The following is a 15,002-nucleotide window of genomic DNA, read 5'->3' as shown; positions in this document are numbered from 1 at the left end:
CGCTGGTCGCGCCGCGACGGTGGATCGCGGCACGGCCGAGGCCCCTTCAGCCTCCCCGGACTGGCGTCCGGGCGCATCTCGAGCCGGACGAATTGGAGCCATCTGGGGATGACCGACGAGACGACAGCGGCCGTTGATCAGCGGGCCGAATAGTACCCAGTCCGAGCAAGGACGTGGGGGCCCGGTCACCCGCTCAGACGTTTTCGTTACCGGAACGACGGCAAGCGATGGCGTAGCACGCGGTGATTGCGATAAAGGCGAAAAGTTGGGTCCGGCGTGCAACAAATTCGGGGTGAGCCAGCTCACTCAAGGAGCTGTGCTCACCCCGTACGGGAAAGGGTCTTAAAGCTCGGCGCGGGCGGAGCGCAACCGATGCAGCGTGCGCTCGCGACCCAGAACCTCGATGGACTCGAAGAGCGGGAGGCCCACCGAGCGGCCCGTCACCGCCACCCGCACCGGCGCCTGGGTCTTGCCGAGCTTCAGCTCGCGGGCCAGGCCGACCTCTTCCAGGGCGGCCTTGAGCGGCTCGGCCGACCAGTCCTCGAGCGCCTCGAACGCCCTCGCGGCCGCGTCGAGGATCTCGGCGGCGTCACCCTTCATCGCCTTCGCCCAGGAGGCCTCGTCGCGGACCGGCTCGTCGAGGAAAAGGAAGTCGACGTATTCCACGATCTCGGAGAGCACCGCGATGCGGGTCTGCGCGAGCGGGGCGACCGCGGTGAAGACCTGGATGTCGAAGGCCTCGGGGCGCCACGGCGGGGCCGGGATCGTGTCGGTGCCCTGCAGCCAGGGCGCGCAGCACGCGGCGAACTCGTCGGGCGCGAGCGCGCGGATGTAGTCGCCGTTGAACGCGCGCAGCTTCTTGATGTCGAAGAACGCCGAGGCGTGGCTGACGTCCTCGATGCGGTATTCGTCCTCGACCACCGACCAGGGGACGATCTCGCGGTCGCCGGACGGCGCCCAGCCGAGCAGCATCAGGTAGTTCTTCATGGCGGCGGCCAGGTAGCCCTCGTCGCGGTACGACTCGAGGGCGACCTTGTCGCGGCGCTTCGACAGCTTCTGCCGCTTCTCGTTGACGATGACCGGGACGTGCGCCCACACCGGTGGGGTGTGGCCCAGCGCCTCCCACAGCATCTGCTGCTTGGGCGTGTTGGGCAGGTGCTCCTCGGCGCGGATCACGTGGGTGATTCCCATGGTCATGTCGTCGACGACGTTGGCCAGCAGGAACAGCGGGGAGCCGTCGCCGCGGGCGATCACGAAGTCTTCGATCAGCTTGTTCTCGAACGTGGGCTTGCCGCGCACGAGGTCTTCCACCACGGTCTCGCCCTCGTCGGGCGTGCGGAAGCGCAGCGCGCGGCCCTCGCCCGGGCCGAGACCCCGGTCGCGGCAGAAGCCGTCGTAGCCGGCGTGCTGGCTGCCGGTGCGGGCGATGACGTCTTCGCGCTTGCAGTCGCAGTAGTAGGCCTTGCCCTCGCCGTAGAGGCGGGTCGCGGCGGCGGCGTGGTCGGCGGCGTAGGACGACTGGTAGTGGGGGCCTTCGTACGTGCCCCGCTCGATGCCGATCCAGTCGAGCGCCGAGAGGATGCCCTCGGTCCACTCCGGACGGTTGCGGGCGGCGTCGGTGTCCTCGATGCGGAGCACGAAGACGCCGTCGTGCTGCTTGGCATAGATCCAGTTCTGCAGCGCGGAGCGGGCGCCGCCGACGTGGAACATGCCGGTCGGGGACGGGGCGAAACGTACGCGAACAGTCACCTTCTAAGGGTACCTAGGTCACCGATCGGATTTTCAGCACGGCCAGTGCTCCGGCGAGACTGGTGACCGCGGTGAGCGCGAAGAGCGTGGGATAGCCGCCGAGAAAGGCCACCACGGGGGCGGCCAGCACCGGGCCGAGCGCCTGCGACACCGACGGGGCGATGTTGATGACGCCGATGTCCTTGGCCCGGTCGGTGGCGGCCGGCAGCACCTGGGTGACGACCGCGGTGTCCACCGCGAGGTAGACGCCGAAGCCCGCGCCGAACAGCAGCGCGGCCACCATGGCGACCGGCCAGGTCGGCCAGAGGGCGAGCAGGGTCGCGGCGACCGCGATGACCACGCCGGACCAGACCACGAAGACCTTGCGTTTGCCGGCCCGGTCGGAGAGCCAGCCGCCGAGCATCGCCGTGCTGATCATGCCGACGGTGTAGAGCAGGATCAGATAGAGCAGGCCGGTCTCGGGGTCATCGAGCTGCACCGCGTCGGTGAGGAAGTACAGCAGGTAGAGCGTGCCGAGCGCGTTGCCGAGCATGACCAGGAACCGGGTGACCCAGGCCCAGGCGAAGTCGGGGTTGCCGCGCAGGTCGAGCCGGAAGTTGATCCGGGGGATGCGCACGTCGCCGAGCGCGTCGTCCGGGGTGCGCAGCACGAACGGCGCGACCAGCAGGAGGAGCCCGATCGCGATGATCAGATAGCCGGGGGGCGGGGTGGTGACGACGGCGGTGACCAGGACGGCGCCGAGCACCAGCCCGAGCGCCACCGGCATGCCGATCCAGCCGGAGACCAGCCCGCGCTGGTCGACCGGCACCCGGTCGGGAACCGCCGAGGTCAGCGTGGCCAGCATGATGTTGATGCCGATGTTGGCGACGGCCCAGGCGAGCGTGATCCAGAAGAGGTTGGGCGCGACGGCGAGCACGATCAGGCAGACGAAGGCGAGCAGCGCGCCGGAGGCGGTCCAGACGTGCCGGCGGCCGAACTCGCGGCCGAACAGGCGCGGGCGGGTGCGGTCGGAGAGCGCGCCGGCCAGGGGGTTGACCACGACGGCGACGATCGCGCCGATGCCGGTGACGATGCCGAGCCAGAGTTCCTTGTGCGCGACGCCGAGGTCTTCGATCTGCTCGGGCAGCAGCACCTGCAGCGGCGTGTAGTAAGCCATCCAGAGGCCCAGGTTGGCGGCGAACAGCAGGCCGATCCAGGAGCGCCGGACGGGTACGACGGGCTCGGCCAGCGCGGGAACTCCCTGGGTCAGGGCCATCGAGCCTCCTCTCCGTAGCGCAGAGCTTACGGAAGGTCAGACAGCTTGACGAGAGCCGGAATGGGGCATGATGGGCCGATGGGCATGGTTGTCGCGGTCGAGTACGTGACGCTGGATGGCGTCTTCGAGGAGCCGGCCTGGAGCGGGCCCTACTTCAACGACGAGCTGGGCAACTGGCAGGCCGCCAACCTGCGCGAGGCCGACGCGCTGCTGCTGGGCCGCAAGACGTACGAGGGCTTCAAGGCCGCCTGGCCGCAGATGGAGGCCGAGACCGGCGACTTCGGCGTGAAGATGAACTCGATGCCCAAGCACGTCGCCACCACCACGCTGGCCACGCCGGAATGGAACGCGACGTTCCTCCAGGGCGAGGTCGCCGGCGCGGTGGCCAAGCTCAAGTCCGAGCCGGGCACCCTGCTGGTCAACGGCAGCGCGTCGCTGGTCAACTACCTGACCAAGCACAACCTGATCGACGAGTACCGCATCATGATCTACCCGGTCGTGCAGGGCGAGGGCCGCAAGCTCTGGGACGACGGCACCAAGATCGCCCTCGAGCTCACCGACAGCTGGAAGACGACGACCGGTGTCGAGGTCATCACGTACGTGCCGGCGTGATTCCTATACGGTGAAGCGGCCGACCAGGCCGGTCAGGCGGCTCGCGGTCGCGTTCAGCTCGCCGGCCGCCTCGTGCGACGCGGTCACCGTCTGCCGGGTGCCCTCCACCGCGCCGCTGACCACGCCGATGCCCTCGGCGATGTCCCGGCTGCCCGAGGCGACCTCGGAGATGTTGCGTGCCATCTCGGCGGTCGTCGCGGCCTGCTCCTCCACCGCCGCGGCGATCGCCGTCTGGTAGTCGTTGACCTGCGCGATCCGGGCTGTGATGGCCTCGATCGCGGAGACCGCCCGGGTGGTGTCGCCCTCGATCGCGGCGACCCGCGAGGTCACGTCCTCGGTGGCCCGGGCCGTCTCCTGGGCCAGCTCCTTGACCTCGTTGGCGACCACGGCGAACCCCTTGCCAGTCTCGCCGGCCCGGGCCGCCTCGATCGTGGCGTTCAGGGCGAGCAGGTTGGTCTGCTCGGCGATGCTGGCGATCAGCCGCACCACGTCGGCGATCTGGGCGGTCGAGCCGCGTAGCTCGGCGATGACGCCGGCGGCGGCCGCGGTCAGCTGCACGCCGTCCCGGCCGGCCTGCGCCGCGTCCTGTGCGTTGTGGGAGATCTCGGAGATCGAGGCGCCCATCTCCTCGGCGCCGGCCGCGACCGTCTGCACGACGCTGGAGACGCCCTCGGCGGCCACGTTGACCGAACCGGCCCGGCTCGCGGCGGCGTCCGCCGACGAGGACAGCACCCCGCCGTTGGCGGCCACGTGCTGGGCGGCCGTCGACACCTCGTGCGACGCGCTGGTCACCTCGGTCATGACGTTGCGCAGTTCGGCGACGGCGGTGTTCAGCTCCTCGCCGGCCACCGCGATCTCGTCGGTGCCGTGCACGTCGATCTTGACGGTCAGGTCGCGGTGCGCGAGCCGGGACAGCCCGTCGGTCAGCTTCTTGAGGCGCCGCGCGATGCTCCGGGCCTGCACGACCGCCATGATGCCGCCGGCCATCGCCAGCAGGATCGCGGCCAGCGCGAACGAGAACAGCATGTCGCGCCGCCCGTCGCGGACAGCCTCGATCGCGCCGTTCGCGTCGGCGTCGTAGCCGCCGATCGTGATCGCCCAGCTGTACGGCTTGTAGTACGCCACGGTCGTCGTGGTCGAGCCGGCCTTGCCGTTCGAGGAGCCCGGCAGGTTGTAGGTGGTCCGCCAGGTCTCGTCGTCGCCGAGCGCCGGCGCCTTCGCGACGATCTCCTCGACGTACTTCTTGCCGTTGGCGTCGGTCGCGTCCAGCACGGTCTCGCCGGTCTGGTTCTCGAGGCTGGAGGCGACCACGCGGCCGGCGTCCGCCGCCGAGGTGCTGAAGACCGAGGTCCAGCCGTTGTCGCCGACCTTCGTGCCGGCGATCGCCGTCTTCAGGCTGGACAGCGCGTCGGCCTGCGGCACGCCCGCGAACAGTGCGCCGATCACCGCGCCGGAGGAGTCCTTGATCGGGTCGTACCCGGTGATGAACGGGGTGCCCACGACCTGCGCGACGCCCCGGTACCCCTTGCCCGACTTGATCGCGGTGGCCACGGCGTTCGCCTTGCCGTCCGCGCCGACCGCCGGGATGTACGTGCCGACGTTGCCCTTGATCGTGGTGTCGACCCGCAGCAGGTCGCCGGCGTCGTTGATCCGCTGGAAGACCGTGATCTCGCCGCCGACCAGATCCTTCGTCTGCTGAACGAAGCGCGTGGTGGCCTGGTCGTCGTTGCCGTTGAGGACGTTGCCCTCGACGATCATCCGGGGGACGGTGACCGTCTTCTTGGCCTTCGTCACCTGGTTGGTGGCGGTCCACGTGGTGGTGGCCGAGGCGAGGCGAGCGCCGCCCCGCTGGGACAGGAACACGTCGGCGGCGGTCATCTGCTGGTCGACCAGGCTCTGCACGTCGTCGCCGACCGAGTTGACCAGCGTGGTGACGTCGGCGGTCGTGCGGTCGAGGCTCTCGGCGTTCTGGGCCTGCACCTCGGACTGGGTGCTCTCGGCGAAGTTGCCGCTCTCCCAGGCGCCGACGGCGACGAGCACCGCGGCGGTGCCGAGCACCCCACCCAGGCCGAGAGCCAGCAACCGGTGACTCATCTTCACTTAGTGCCCTTCGGCACGTTCGCGAACGTTCTGAGGCCCCACCGTCGCCGATGGGGCCTCAGTCCGGTTTAGCTGTCGCCGCCGGTCTCGCCGACCGGGGCCGCCGAGACGTCGTCGATCGCGTACTTCTTGGCCGCCTCGGCCGGCACGTGCATCGGGACCTTGCCGCGCAGCGCCAGCTGGCGCAGCGTGGCCACGGCCACCGACTCGGCGTCGACGTGGAAGTGGCGGCGCAGCGCGTGCCGGGTGTCGCTCATGCCGAAGCCGTCGGTGCCCAGCGACGTGTAGTCGCCCGGCACCCAGCGGGCGATCAGGTCGGGCACCGCCCGCATGAAGTCGCTGACCGCGACGACCGGGCCCTCCGTGCTTTCCAGCTTCTGCTGGATGTACGGCTTGCGCGGCTGGTCGGCCGGGTTGAGCAGGTTGTGCTCTTCCGTGGTGACGGCGTCGCGCCGCAGCTCGGTCCACGAGGTCACCGACCAGACGTCGGCCGAGACGCCCCAATCCTGAGCGAGCAGATCTTGCGCCTTGAGCGCCCAGCCCATGCCGGTGCCCGAGGCGAGGATCTGTGCCTTCGGCCCGGTGGTCTCGGGCGCCGCCCGGTAGCGGTAGATGCCCTTGAGCAGGCCCTCGACGTCGATGCCCGCCGGCTCGGCCGGCTGCAGGATCGGCTCGTTGTAGATGGTGAGGTAGTAGAAGACGTTCTCCTGCTTCTCGCCGTACATGCGGTGCAGGCCGTTCTCGACGATGTGCGCGATCTCGAACGCGTACGCCGGGTCGTAGGCCACGACCGCCGGGTTGGTCGCCGCGATCAGCAGCGAGTGGCCGTCCTCGTGCTGCAGGCCCTCGCCGTTCAGCGTGGTGCGGCCGGCGGTGGCGCCGAGCAGGAAGCCCCGCGTCATCTGGTCGGCGGCCGCCCACAGCTCGTCCGCCGTCCGCTGGAACCCGAACATCGAGTAGAAGATGTACAGCGGGATCATCGGCTCGTCGTGGGTGGCGTACGAGGTGCCGGCCGCGATGAAGCTCGCCGTCGACCCGGCCTCGTTGATCCCCTCGTGCAGGATCTGGCCGTTGGTCGCTTCCTTGTACGACAGGAAGAGCTCCCGGTCGACCGAGGTGTACGTCTGGCCGTGCGGCGAGTAGATCTTCTTGGTCGGGAACAGCGAGTCCATGCCGAACGTACGCGCCTCGTCCGGGATGATCGGCACCCAGCGCGCGCCGAACTCCTTGTCCTTCATCAGGTCTTTCAGCAACCGGACGAAGGCCATCGTGGTCGCGACCTTCTGCTTGCCGCTGCCCCGCTTGACGTCGCCGAACTGCTTCGACTCGGGGATGGCCAGCGACTTGTGCTTCGTGCGCCGGGACGGGATGGAGCCGCCCAGTTCGCGGCGGCGCTCGAGCATGTACTGCATCTCGTCGGACTTCTCGCCGGGGTGGTAGTACGGCGGGAGGTAGGGGTTCTCCTCGAGCTGTTTGTCGCTGATCTCGAGGTAGAGGCGGTCCCGGAAGCCCTTGAGGTCGTCGAGGGTCAGCTTCTTCATCTGGTGCGTCGCGTTGCGGGCCTCGAAGTGCGAGCCCAGGGTCCAGCCCTTGATCGTCTTGGCGAGGATCACGGTCGGCTGGCCGGTGTGCTCGGTGGCCGCCTTGTACGCCGCGTAGAGCTTGCGGTAGTCATGGCCGCCGCGTTTGAGGTTCCACACCTCGTCGTCGGACATGCCCTCGACCAGCTTGCGGGTGCGCGGGTCGCGGCCGAAGAAGTTCTCCCGGACGTACGCGCCGGACTCGCCCTTGTAGGTCTGGTAGTCGCCGTCGGGCGTCACGTTCATGAGGTTGACCAGGGCGCCGTCGGTGTCGGCGGCGAGCAGCGGGTCCCACTCCCGGCCCCAGATCACCTTGATCACGTTCCAGCCGGCGCCGCGGAAGAACGACTCGAGTTCCTGGATCACCTTGCCGTTGCCGCGGACCGGGCCGTCGAGGCGCTGCAGGTTGCAGTTGATGACGAAGGTCAGGTTGTCGAGCTCCTCGCGGGCGGCCAGGCCGATTGCGCCGAGCGACTCGACCTCGTCCATCTCGCCGTCGCCGAGGAACGCCCAGACGTGCTGCTGCGAGGTGTCCTTGATGCCGCGGTTCTGCAGGTAGCGGTTGTACCGGGCCTGGTAGATCGCGTTCAGCGGGCCGAGGCCCATGCTGACCGTCGGGAACTCCCAGAAGTTCGGCATCAGGCGCGGGTGCGGGTACGACGGCAGGCCGCCACCGGGGTGCGACAGCTCCTGCCGGAACCCGTCGAGCTGGTCGGTGCTCAGCCGGCCCTCGAGGAACGCGCGCGCGTACATGCCGGGCGAGGCGTGGCCCTGGAAGAAGATGTGGTCGCCACCGCCGGGGTGATCTTTGCCCTTGAAGAAGTGGTTCATGCCGACCTCGTAGAGGCTGGCGCTCGACGCGTACGTCGAGATGTGGCCGCCGACGCCGATCTCGGGTCGCTGCGCGCGGTGCACCAGCATCGCCGCGTTCCACCGGATGTACGCCCGGATACGGCGCTCGACGAACTCGTCGCCGGGGAACCAGGGCTCCTGCTCCGGCGGGATCGTGTTGATGTAATCGGTGGAGGTCAGTGGCGGAACGCCGACCTGTCGCTCCCGGGCCCGCTCGAGCAGGCGCAACATGATGTAGCGGGCTCTTTTCGCGCCGCGTTCGTCGATGACTCCGTCGAGCGACTCGACCCACTCGTTGGTTTCCTCGGGGTCGATGTCGGGAAGCTGGCTCGGCAGTCCATCGCTGATCACCGGGCGCTTGCGCTCCGTGGCCACAGGCAATCCTCTTGGTCGGGTGTCGGAAACCGGGCGGCCCATTGTGTGAGTCACTCGGATAGGCCTCCATCCTGCCCCCTTCCGGTGGGCATCGTCACGCCTACCCGGGGTGTCCGCGATCCGGGACACACGTACTGACCAGTAACTTCTCAGCCTTCGATGAATGAGAAGCGAACCTGCCTGGTCGGATTGTCGCCGTTCGTGTCGACGAGGCAGATCGACTGCCAGGTGCCCAGCGCGATCTCGCCGCCGATCACGGGGAGTGTCGCGTACGGCGGGATCCAGGCCGGCAGCACGTGGTCGCGGCCGTGCCCGCGCGATCCGTGCCGGTGACGCCAGCGGTCCTCGGCCGGTAACAGCTGGTCGATCGCGGTCAGCAGGTCGTCGTCCGACCCGGCCCCGGTCTCGATGATCGCCAGCCCCGCGGTGGCGTGCGGGACGAACACGTGCAGCAACCCGTCCGCTTCGGACCGCACAAATGCCTCGGCCTCGGCGGTGATGTCCCGGACGACGGGCGACCCGCCGGTCCGGACGGTGATCATTTCGCTTCGCATCGGGCGAGCCTATGTGTACAGATCGAGGGCCAGGAACAGGGCCGCGGTGCAGCCCACCCAGAGCACGGCAAGCCCGAGACGGACGACCACCGTACGCATGATCATATTTTGAGTAGAACACAGGCGGTGGCAGCGGTGGCTCCTGTCCGCAATGCTGGGTCGCGTGACCACCCCGCAGAACCTCGACGAGCGTTTCCGCGACGCGGTCTCCGCGCTGCCCGACCCCGGCGCGCGCCGCGACCCGGCCGACGCCGTCCGCGACGGTGCCCTGCTCACCGGCGCGCGTGCCCTCGAGCTGTTCGACGCCCAGCTGGCCAGCCGCCACCTCGACCTGGCCGCCCGCTGGCTGCGCAGCTTCAACGAGGGCTTCTACACCATCGGATCCTCCGGCCACGAGGGCAACGCGGGCGTCGCGGCGGCGCTGCTGCCCACCGACCCGGCGCTGCTGCACTACCGCTCGGCCGCGTTCTTCTGCGCCCGGGCCAAGAGCATCGCCGACGCCGCCCGCGACGTGCTGCGCGGCGTCGTCGCCTCGGCGCACGAGCCGATCGCCGGCGGCCGGCACAAGGTCGTCGGCAGCGCCGATCTGAACATCATCCCGACCACCTCGACCGTCGCGTCGCACCTGCCGCGTGCCGTCGGGCTCGCCTGGTCGCTGGCCCGTCCGCGGGCCTCGCAGCGGCGCTGGCCGGCCGACGCGATCGCGGTCGCCTCCTTCGGAGACGCCTCGGCCAACCACGCGTCGGCCACGGCCGCGTTGAATTCCGCCGGGTGGTTCGAGCATTCCGGCGTACGCCTTCCGCTGCTGCTGATCTGCGAGGACAACGGGATCGGGGTGAGCGTGCCCTCGCCCGACGGCTGGCTCGCCGCGACGCTGTCGACCCGCCCCGGCGTCCGCTACACCTCAGCCGACGGCTGCGACCTCGCCGCCACCTACGACGCCGCGTCCGAGGCGGCCGGCTTCGTCCGCCGCGAGCGCCGCCCCGCCGTGCTCCACCTGTCCACGGTCCGTCTCATGGGGCACGCCGGCGCCGACGCCGAGGTGGCGTACCGCTCCACCGAGGAGATCAACCGTGACATCGAGCGCGACCCGCTGATCGCCACGGCCCGCCTGCTCGTCGCCGCCGGCCTGTTCACCCCCGACGAGGTCGTCACCCGGTACGACGAGATCGGCTGGCAGGTCCGCAAGGTCGCCGAGGAGGTGCTCGGCGAGCCCAAGCTGGCCGGCATCGCCGAGATCGTCGCCCCGCTCGCCCCGCGCCGCCCGCTGCGGGTCGCCCACGAGATCACCGAGGTCGCCACCCGCGCGGCCGGGCCCGGCGCCCGCGAGCGCCTCCAGGCCTTCGACGGCAAGCTCCCCGAGCAGTCCGGGCCGTTCACACTCGCCCAGACGATCAACGCGACGCTCGCCGACGCCCTGCTGGTCAACCCCGGCATGCTGCTGTTCGGCGAGGACGTCGCCCGTAAAGGCGGCGTCTACGGCGTCACCAAGCGGCTGCAGGAGCGCTTCGGCGCCGAGCGGGTCTTCGACACCCTGCTCGACGAGACCACGATCCTCGGACTCGCGCTGGGCACGGGCATCGACGGGCTGCTGCCGGTCCCCGAGATCCAATACCTGGCGTACCTGCACAACGCCGAGGACCAACTGCGCGGCGAGGCGGCCACGATGTCGTTCTTCTCCTCGGGGGCGTACAAGAACCCGATGGTCGTCCGGGTGGCCGGGCTCGCCTACCAGCAGGCCTTCGGGGGCCACTTCCACAACGACAACTCGGTCGCCGTGCTCCGCGACGTACCCGGCCTGGTTCTTGCCGTGCCCTCGCGGCCCGCCGACGCCGCGCCGATGCTGCGTTCCTGCCTCGCGTCCGCCGCTGCCGACGGCAGCGTCTGCGTCTTCCTCGAGCCGATCGCGCTCTATCACACCCGCGACCTCTACGACCAGGGCGACAACGAATGGCTGGCGCCCTACTCGCCGCCGAACGCGTGGTCGGGCGAGCACGTGCCGATCGGCCGGGCGCGCACCTATCCCGTCGGCAACGCCGCCGATCTGACGATCGTCACGTTCGGCAATGGGTTGCGCATGTCGCTGCGGGTCGCGGCACGACTGGCCGAAGAGGGGTACGGGTCACGCGTGGTCGACCTGCGCTGGCTCAGCCCGTTGCCGGCCGCCGATCTGGTCCGCGAGGCCTCCGCCACCGGCCGGGTGCTGATCGTCGACGAGACCCGGCGCTCGGGCGGCGTCGGCGAAGGCATTCTCGCGGCCCTGGTGGACGGCGGTTTCGTCGGCGCGGCACGGCGAATAGCCTCGGCCGACTCGCTGATTCCGCTCGGTCCGGCCGCACAACAGGTGCTCGTGGGGGAGGATGCCATCACACAGGGTGCCCATGCCCTGCTGGCACGGTAAATTGCCACACACCCGGTGCGCCACTTGCGCATGGGGCCGCAAGTGTGTGGACTACCCCCAGGTTCAAGGCAATTCAACGGCTAGGAGGACTTAGACAGTGAGCGCGACCGCTGGTCAGGCCGACGGCGTACGCAGCCTGGCGGACCGGTTCGGCTTCGAGCCGAACATGGTGGTCATGGAGATGGGCTACGACGACGATGTCGACGAGGACCTCCGTGACGCCCTGACCGAACGCGTCGGAGAGCTGGTAGACGAGGACACCGACGAGGTCGTCGACGCGGTGCTGCTGTGGTACCGCGACGGTGATGGTGATCTGTTCGAGCTGCTCACCGATGCCCTGGGCCCCCTCGCCGACAACGGTGTGGTGTGGCTCCTCACCCCCAAGGCCGGCCGCGACGGGCACGTCGAGCCGAGCGAGGTCAGCGAGTCCGCCCCCACGGCGGGTCTCCAGCAGACCTCGACGGTCAATGCCGGCAAGGACTGGACGGGAGCCCGTCTCGTCTCCCCCCGGGGTGCCAAGAAGAAGTAGCTCGCTGTCCCCTTCAGAGCCGGCCGGCGTCCGTGGGCGCCGGTCCGGTTAGGGTGTGCTTCATGCCGCTCGACGTGGGTGCATCGGCCCCCGATTTCGCGCTCAAGGACCAGAACAATCAGTGGGTACGCCTTCGTGACTTCCACGATCGCAAGGCGGTTCTGCTGGTCTTCTACCCGTTGACGTTCACGGGCACCTGCCAGGGAGAATTGACCGAGATCCGCGACAATCTCGGTCTTTATGCGAATGAAAAGGTGCAAGTCCTGGCAGTCAGCGTCGACTCGGTCTACAGCCACAAGGTCTGGTCCCTCCAGGAGGGCTTCGAGTTCCCCTTGCTGGCCGACTTCTGGCCACACGGCGAGGTGGCCCAGCGCTACGACGTCTTCAACGCTTCGGCGGGCTTCGCCAACCGCGGCACGTTCCTCATCGACCGCGATGGGCTGGTCGTCTTCGCCGAGGAGGCCGGCCCGGGTCAAGCCCGCGACCAGCAGGCATGGCGCGACGCCATCGCAGCGCTGAAGGAGTAAATCCGGCAGGGTACGATGACGGCTCCGGTTGATCCGGGCGCGTAGCTCAGTGGGAGAGCACTCGCCTTACAAGCGAGGGGTCGCAGGTTCGAAACCTGCCGCGCCCACCATCCTGACCAGCAACGACCGGTTAGCTGAGGTCAAGTGGTGTCACCCCGATCAGGCGTCTGGGTGTCCACGTCAAGGGCGGCAACGCACTCCGCACACCGCCTGATCGGGCCCCATTGCTCGACGAGGAACGAGTCGGTGAACCAGGTCATCGGTCTCACGAGAACCGCGGCGGTCCCGCACAGAGCTGTTCCCCTTCGCGGGTATACAGCATGGCCGACGGTCTCCACGTCTGAGGCATGGCGATCGCGGCGAATCACCTCGATGCTTCGCCAATCATCCGCAGTCATGCCGAGCCGGGGGCGAGTCAGCGATCGCCATCGACGGAACCATGAGGGCATCAGCCCATGATGGCCTCAAGGCGCTCTCGTCGGACCGGCTGTCGACAGCAACAGCGGCTGGGCGCGTCTCCGGGAGGGCTGCGTTCCCAACGGCCGGGCGTCCGGGAGGGCTGCGTTCCCTCGGTTGGGGCCTGGGGCGGCGGAGGTAGAGGGATTCGTCTGAGGTTTGCCCGGGGGTTGGGTGGGTGGGGGTGATCGCTTTTGGTGATCGCGGTAGCCTCGCTTCGTGACGGCGGTCGATCTCGTTCTTCGGAAGTTCGACGGGCGGCCGCATCGGCAGGTGACCGGGCGGCTGCTCGGCGAGGATGCCTACGGCACCTGGATCGCCACGCCGCGTGGGAGCGTGGTCAGCTACCACTACGGTGATCGGCCCACCGGGCTCACGCGTGCCGACGCCGTGCGGCTCATCCCCACCGACGGGTGGTGGATGGCGATGTGCCTGGCCGAGCCGGACGCGCGCGACATGTACTGCGACGTCACCACGCCCGCCGAGTGGACCGGGCCGGCCGAGCTCACCGTGGTGGACCTCGACATCGACCTCGTGCGCTATCGGGCCGACGGCCGGGTCGAGGTGGAGGACGAGGACGAGTTCGAGGAGCACCGGCTCTCGCTGGGATACCCCGACGCGATCGTGGAGGGCGCCTTGCGCGGCGCTGCCGAGTTGCGCGCGGCCCTCACCTCGTACGAGGAGCCGTTCGGTGAGCACTACCGCAAATGGCTCGCCCTTGTGTGACACCCGTTCCTAAGGTGGCTGTCATGCACGAGGTGACCACGCACGACGAAATCCGCGCCATCCTCGGGGAGCCGTTGCCCCGGGTGGCCGACAAAGCCCGGCGACGCCTGCACCCGTTCGACCGGCAGTGGCTGAGCGCGTCGCCGTTCTGCCTGGTGGCGACCGCGAGGGCCGACGGCACGTGCGACGTGTCGCCCAAGGGGGATCCGCCGGGCTTCACGCTCGTGCTCGACGACGCGACGATCGCCATCCCGGAACGCACCGGGAACCGCCGGGCCGACGGGTTCCACAACATCATCGACAACCCGCACGTCGGGCTGATCTACCTCCTTCCCGGGCGCGGCGACACGCTGCGGATCAACGGGCGCGCCCGCATCGTGCGCGACGCCGACTTCTTCGACGACCTGGTCGTGCGCGGGCATCGGCCGGTGCTGGCGCTGGTCGTGGAGATCGACGAGATCTTCCACCACTGCTCGAAGGCGTTCCTCCGTTCCGACCTGTGGCGGCCCGACACGTGGCGGCCGGACGCCGCGCCCTCTCGCCCGGAGATCGCCAAGGCTCTCGAACGGCCCGAGGACGACATGGCCGAGCTCGAGCGCTACTACGGCGCCGATTACGCGAAGACGCTCTATCGCTGAGGGCGCCGGCCCGCGGACGCCACGGACCGCCGGCCGGCGCGCGGGGTGATCAGGACGATGGTGGCGGTGGGGCGGCCGGGGGCGGAGCACCCGCCGGGGCCGGTGGGGCGGCCGCCGGGCGCCACGGCTCGCCCTGCTGGAGCTCGCCGAGGTGCTCGAGGCGGGTGCGGACGCCCCCGCCGCTGCGGCCGAACTCTTCCATCAGGTCGCGAAGGCGGGCGCCCTCGCGGTAGCGGGTCAGGAGGCGGGCGTCGTCTTCCGCCGTCCACCGGGCGCCCTGGTTGGGGTGGCGGCCCCGGCGCTCGGGCGGAGGGCCGGACCGGGAGGACAGCGGTGGGCTGGTCATCGCGATGAGGCCGGCCAGCGTCGAGGTCAGGACGTCGGTGAGGCCGACCAGGTCGGTGGGGGAGAGGCCGCCGCTGATCTCGCTTATCACCTGGCCGTCGCCGTCGCTGCTCACGATGCACAGATCGATGCGCTGATCGTCGGTCGGGAAGGCCGTGACCTGGTAATCGGTCTCGCCGATCATGAGGCGGCGGTCGAGGGTGATGGGCGATCTCTGGAGTGTGGTGTCGTTCATGGGGTGACTTTAGGGGTGGGCTCCGACAGTTTTCGGGTGCTGCCGCAGGGGCAACCGGCTCGCACCCG

General features: G+C 69.6%; 12 protein-coding genes and 1 tRNA gene. 7 read left to right on the top strand and 6 right to left on the bottom strand.

Annotated elements, in window-relative coordinates:
• Positions 1-342: 342 nt before the first annotated feature.
• Together gltX and ACIA5D_RS40670 are read right to left on the bottom strand one after the other, a co-directional pair.
• Entirely contained in the window at positions 343-1,749 is a 1,407-nt protein-coding gene (gene gltX / locus ACIA5D_RS40675; RefSeq protein WP_396035872.1) for a glutamate--tRNA ligase, read from the bottom strand.
• 13 nt (positions 1,750-1,762) lie between these two features.
• The gene (locus ACIA5D_RS40670; RefSeq protein ID WP_396035871.1) at positions 1,763-3,004 is read right to left on the bottom strand and encodes an MFS transporter; all 1,242 of its coding nucleotides are present in this window, start codon (positions 3,002-3,004) and stop codon (positions 1,763-1,765) included.
• Between the two features lie 78 nt (positions 3,005-3,082).
• Between ACIA5D_RS40670 and ACIA5D_RS40665 the strand changes: the two genes are divergently transcribed.
• Complete coding sequence (locus tag ACIA5D_RS40665) at positions 3,083-3,616, top strand: dihydrofolate reductase family protein (RefSeq protein WP_396035870.1); 534 nt, start codon at positions 3,083-3,085, stop codon at positions 3,614-3,616.
• 3 nt (positions 3,617-3,619) lie between these two features.
• On the opposite strand, the gene ACIA5D_RS40660 is transcribed toward ACIA5D_RS40665, so the two are convergent.
• The 3 genes from ACIA5D_RS40660 to ACIA5D_RS40650 form a co-directional block, all read right to left on the bottom strand.
• A complete protein-coding gene (locus ACIA5D_RS40660) occupies positions 3,620-5,710 on the bottom strand; it encodes a methyl-accepting chemotaxis protein (RefSeq protein WP_396035868.1) in 2,091 nt (696 codons plus the stop codon).
• Between the two features lie 74 nt (positions 5,711-5,784).
• On the bottom strand, positions 5,785-8,523 hold the full coding sequence (aceE, locus tag ACIA5D_RS40655; RefSeq protein WP_396035867.1) for a pyruvate dehydrogenase (acetyl-transferring), homodimeric type: 2,739 nt from the start codon (positions 8,521-8,523) through the stop codon (positions 5,785-5,787).
• Positions 8,524-8,672: 149 nt separating this feature from the next.
• The gene (locus tag ACIA5D_RS40650) at positions 8,673-9,077 is read right to left on the bottom strand and encodes a YjbQ family protein (RefSeq protein ID WP_396035866.1); all 405 of its coding nucleotides are present in this window, start codon (positions 9,075-9,077) and stop codon (positions 8,673-8,675) included.
• Positions 9,078-9,228: 151 nt separating this feature from the next.
• On the opposite strand from ACIA5D_RS40650, the gene ACIA5D_RS40645 reads away from it, so the two are divergent.
• From ACIA5D_RS40645 to ACIA5D_RS40620, 6 genes are all read left to right on the top strand, one after another.
• Positions 9,229-11,478, top strand: coding sequence for a thiamine pyrophosphate-dependent enzyme (locus ACIA5D_RS40645; RefSeq protein WP_396035865.1), 2,250 nt, complete (start codon positions 9,229-9,231; stop codon positions 11,476-11,478).
• 97 nt (positions 11,479-11,575) lie between these two features.
• On the top strand, positions 11,576-12,007 hold the full coding sequence (locus tag ACIA5D_RS40640) for a DUF3052 domain-containing protein (protein ID WP_396035864.1): 432 nt from the start codon (positions 11,576-11,578) through the stop codon (positions 12,005-12,007).
• 62 nt (positions 12,008-12,069) lie between these two features.
• The gene (locus tag ACIA5D_RS40635; RefSeq protein ID WP_396035863.1) at positions 12,070-12,534 is read left to right on the top strand and encodes a peroxiredoxin; all 465 of its coding nucleotides are present in this window, start codon (positions 12,070-12,072) and stop codon (positions 12,532-12,534) included.
• 35 nt (positions 12,535-12,569) lie between these two features.
• Positions 12,570-12,644: transfer RNA gene (locus ACIA5D_RS40630), tRNA-Val, on the top strand.
• Between the two features lie 565 nt (positions 12,645-13,209).
• Positions 13,210-13,716, top strand: coding sequence for a DUF402 domain-containing protein (locus tag ACIA5D_RS40625; RefSeq protein WP_396035862.1), 507 nt, complete (start codon positions 13,210-13,212; stop codon positions 13,714-13,716).
• A gap of 23 nt (positions 13,717-13,739) precedes the next feature.
• The gene (locus tag ACIA5D_RS40620; protein WP_396035861.1) at positions 13,740-14,354 is read left to right on the top strand and encodes a pyridoxamine 5'-phosphate oxidase family protein; all 615 of its coding nucleotides are present in this window, start codon (positions 13,740-13,742) and stop codon (positions 14,352-14,354) included.
• Between the two features lie 49 nt (positions 14,355-14,403).
• Here ACIA5D_RS40620 and ACIA5D_RS40615 read toward each other — a convergent pair whose 3' ends face one another.
• Positions 14,404-14,934 carry a hypothetical protein gene (locus ACIA5D_RS40615; RefSeq protein ID WP_396035860.1) on the bottom strand — a complete coding sequence of 177 codons (531 nt, stop codon included), beginning with the start codon at positions 14,932-14,934 and terminating at the stop codon, positions 14,404-14,406.
• Positions 14,935-15,002 lie beyond the last annotated feature (68 nt).

It is taken from the genome of Actinoplanes sp. NPDC051513, assembly GCF_044454685.1.
In the GTDB taxonomy this organism is placed as follows: Bacteria; Actinomycetota; Actinomycetes; order Mycobacteriales; family Micromonosporaceae; genus Actinoplanes.
Note: the sequence above shows the minus strand (reverse complement) of the source record. Positions and strands in the feature narration are given on the sequence as shown.

Excerpts from the sequence above, each read along its gene's own strand:
- ACIA5D_RS40670 (WP_396035871.1), bottom strand. The coding sequence starts at position 3,004 with ATGGCCCTGACCCAGGGAGTTCCCGCGCTGGCCGAGCCCGTCGTACCC.
- ACIA5D_RS40665 (WP_396035870.1), top strand. The coding sequence starts at position 3,083 with ATGGGCATGGTTGTCGCGGTCGAGTACGTGACGCTGGATGGCGTCTTC.
- ACIA5D_RS40660 (WP_396035868.1), bottom strand. The coding sequence starts at position 5,710 with ATGAGTCACCGGTTGCTGGCTCTCGGCCTGGGTGGGGTGCTCGGCACC.
- ACIA5D_RS40650 (WP_396035866.1), bottom strand. The coding sequence starts at position 9,077 with ATGCGAAGCGAAATGATCACCGTCCGGACCGGCGGGTCGCCCGTCGTC.
- ACIA5D_RS40645 (WP_396035865.1), top strand. The coding sequence starts at position 9,229 with ATGCTGGGTCGCGTGACCACCCCGCAGAACCTCGACGAGCGTTTCCGC.
- ACIA5D_RS40635 (WP_396035863.1), top strand. The coding sequence starts at position 12,070 with ATGCCGCTCGACGTGGGTGCATCGGCCCCCGATTTCGCGCTCAAGGAC.
- ACIA5D_RS40620 (WP_396035861.1), top strand. The coding sequence starts at position 13,740 with ATGCACGAGGTGACCACGCACGACGAAATCCGCGCCATCCTCGGGGAG.
- ACIA5D_RS40615 (WP_396035860.1), bottom strand. The coding sequence starts at position 14,934 with ATGAACGACACCACACTCCAGAGATCGCCCATCACCCTCGACCGCCGC.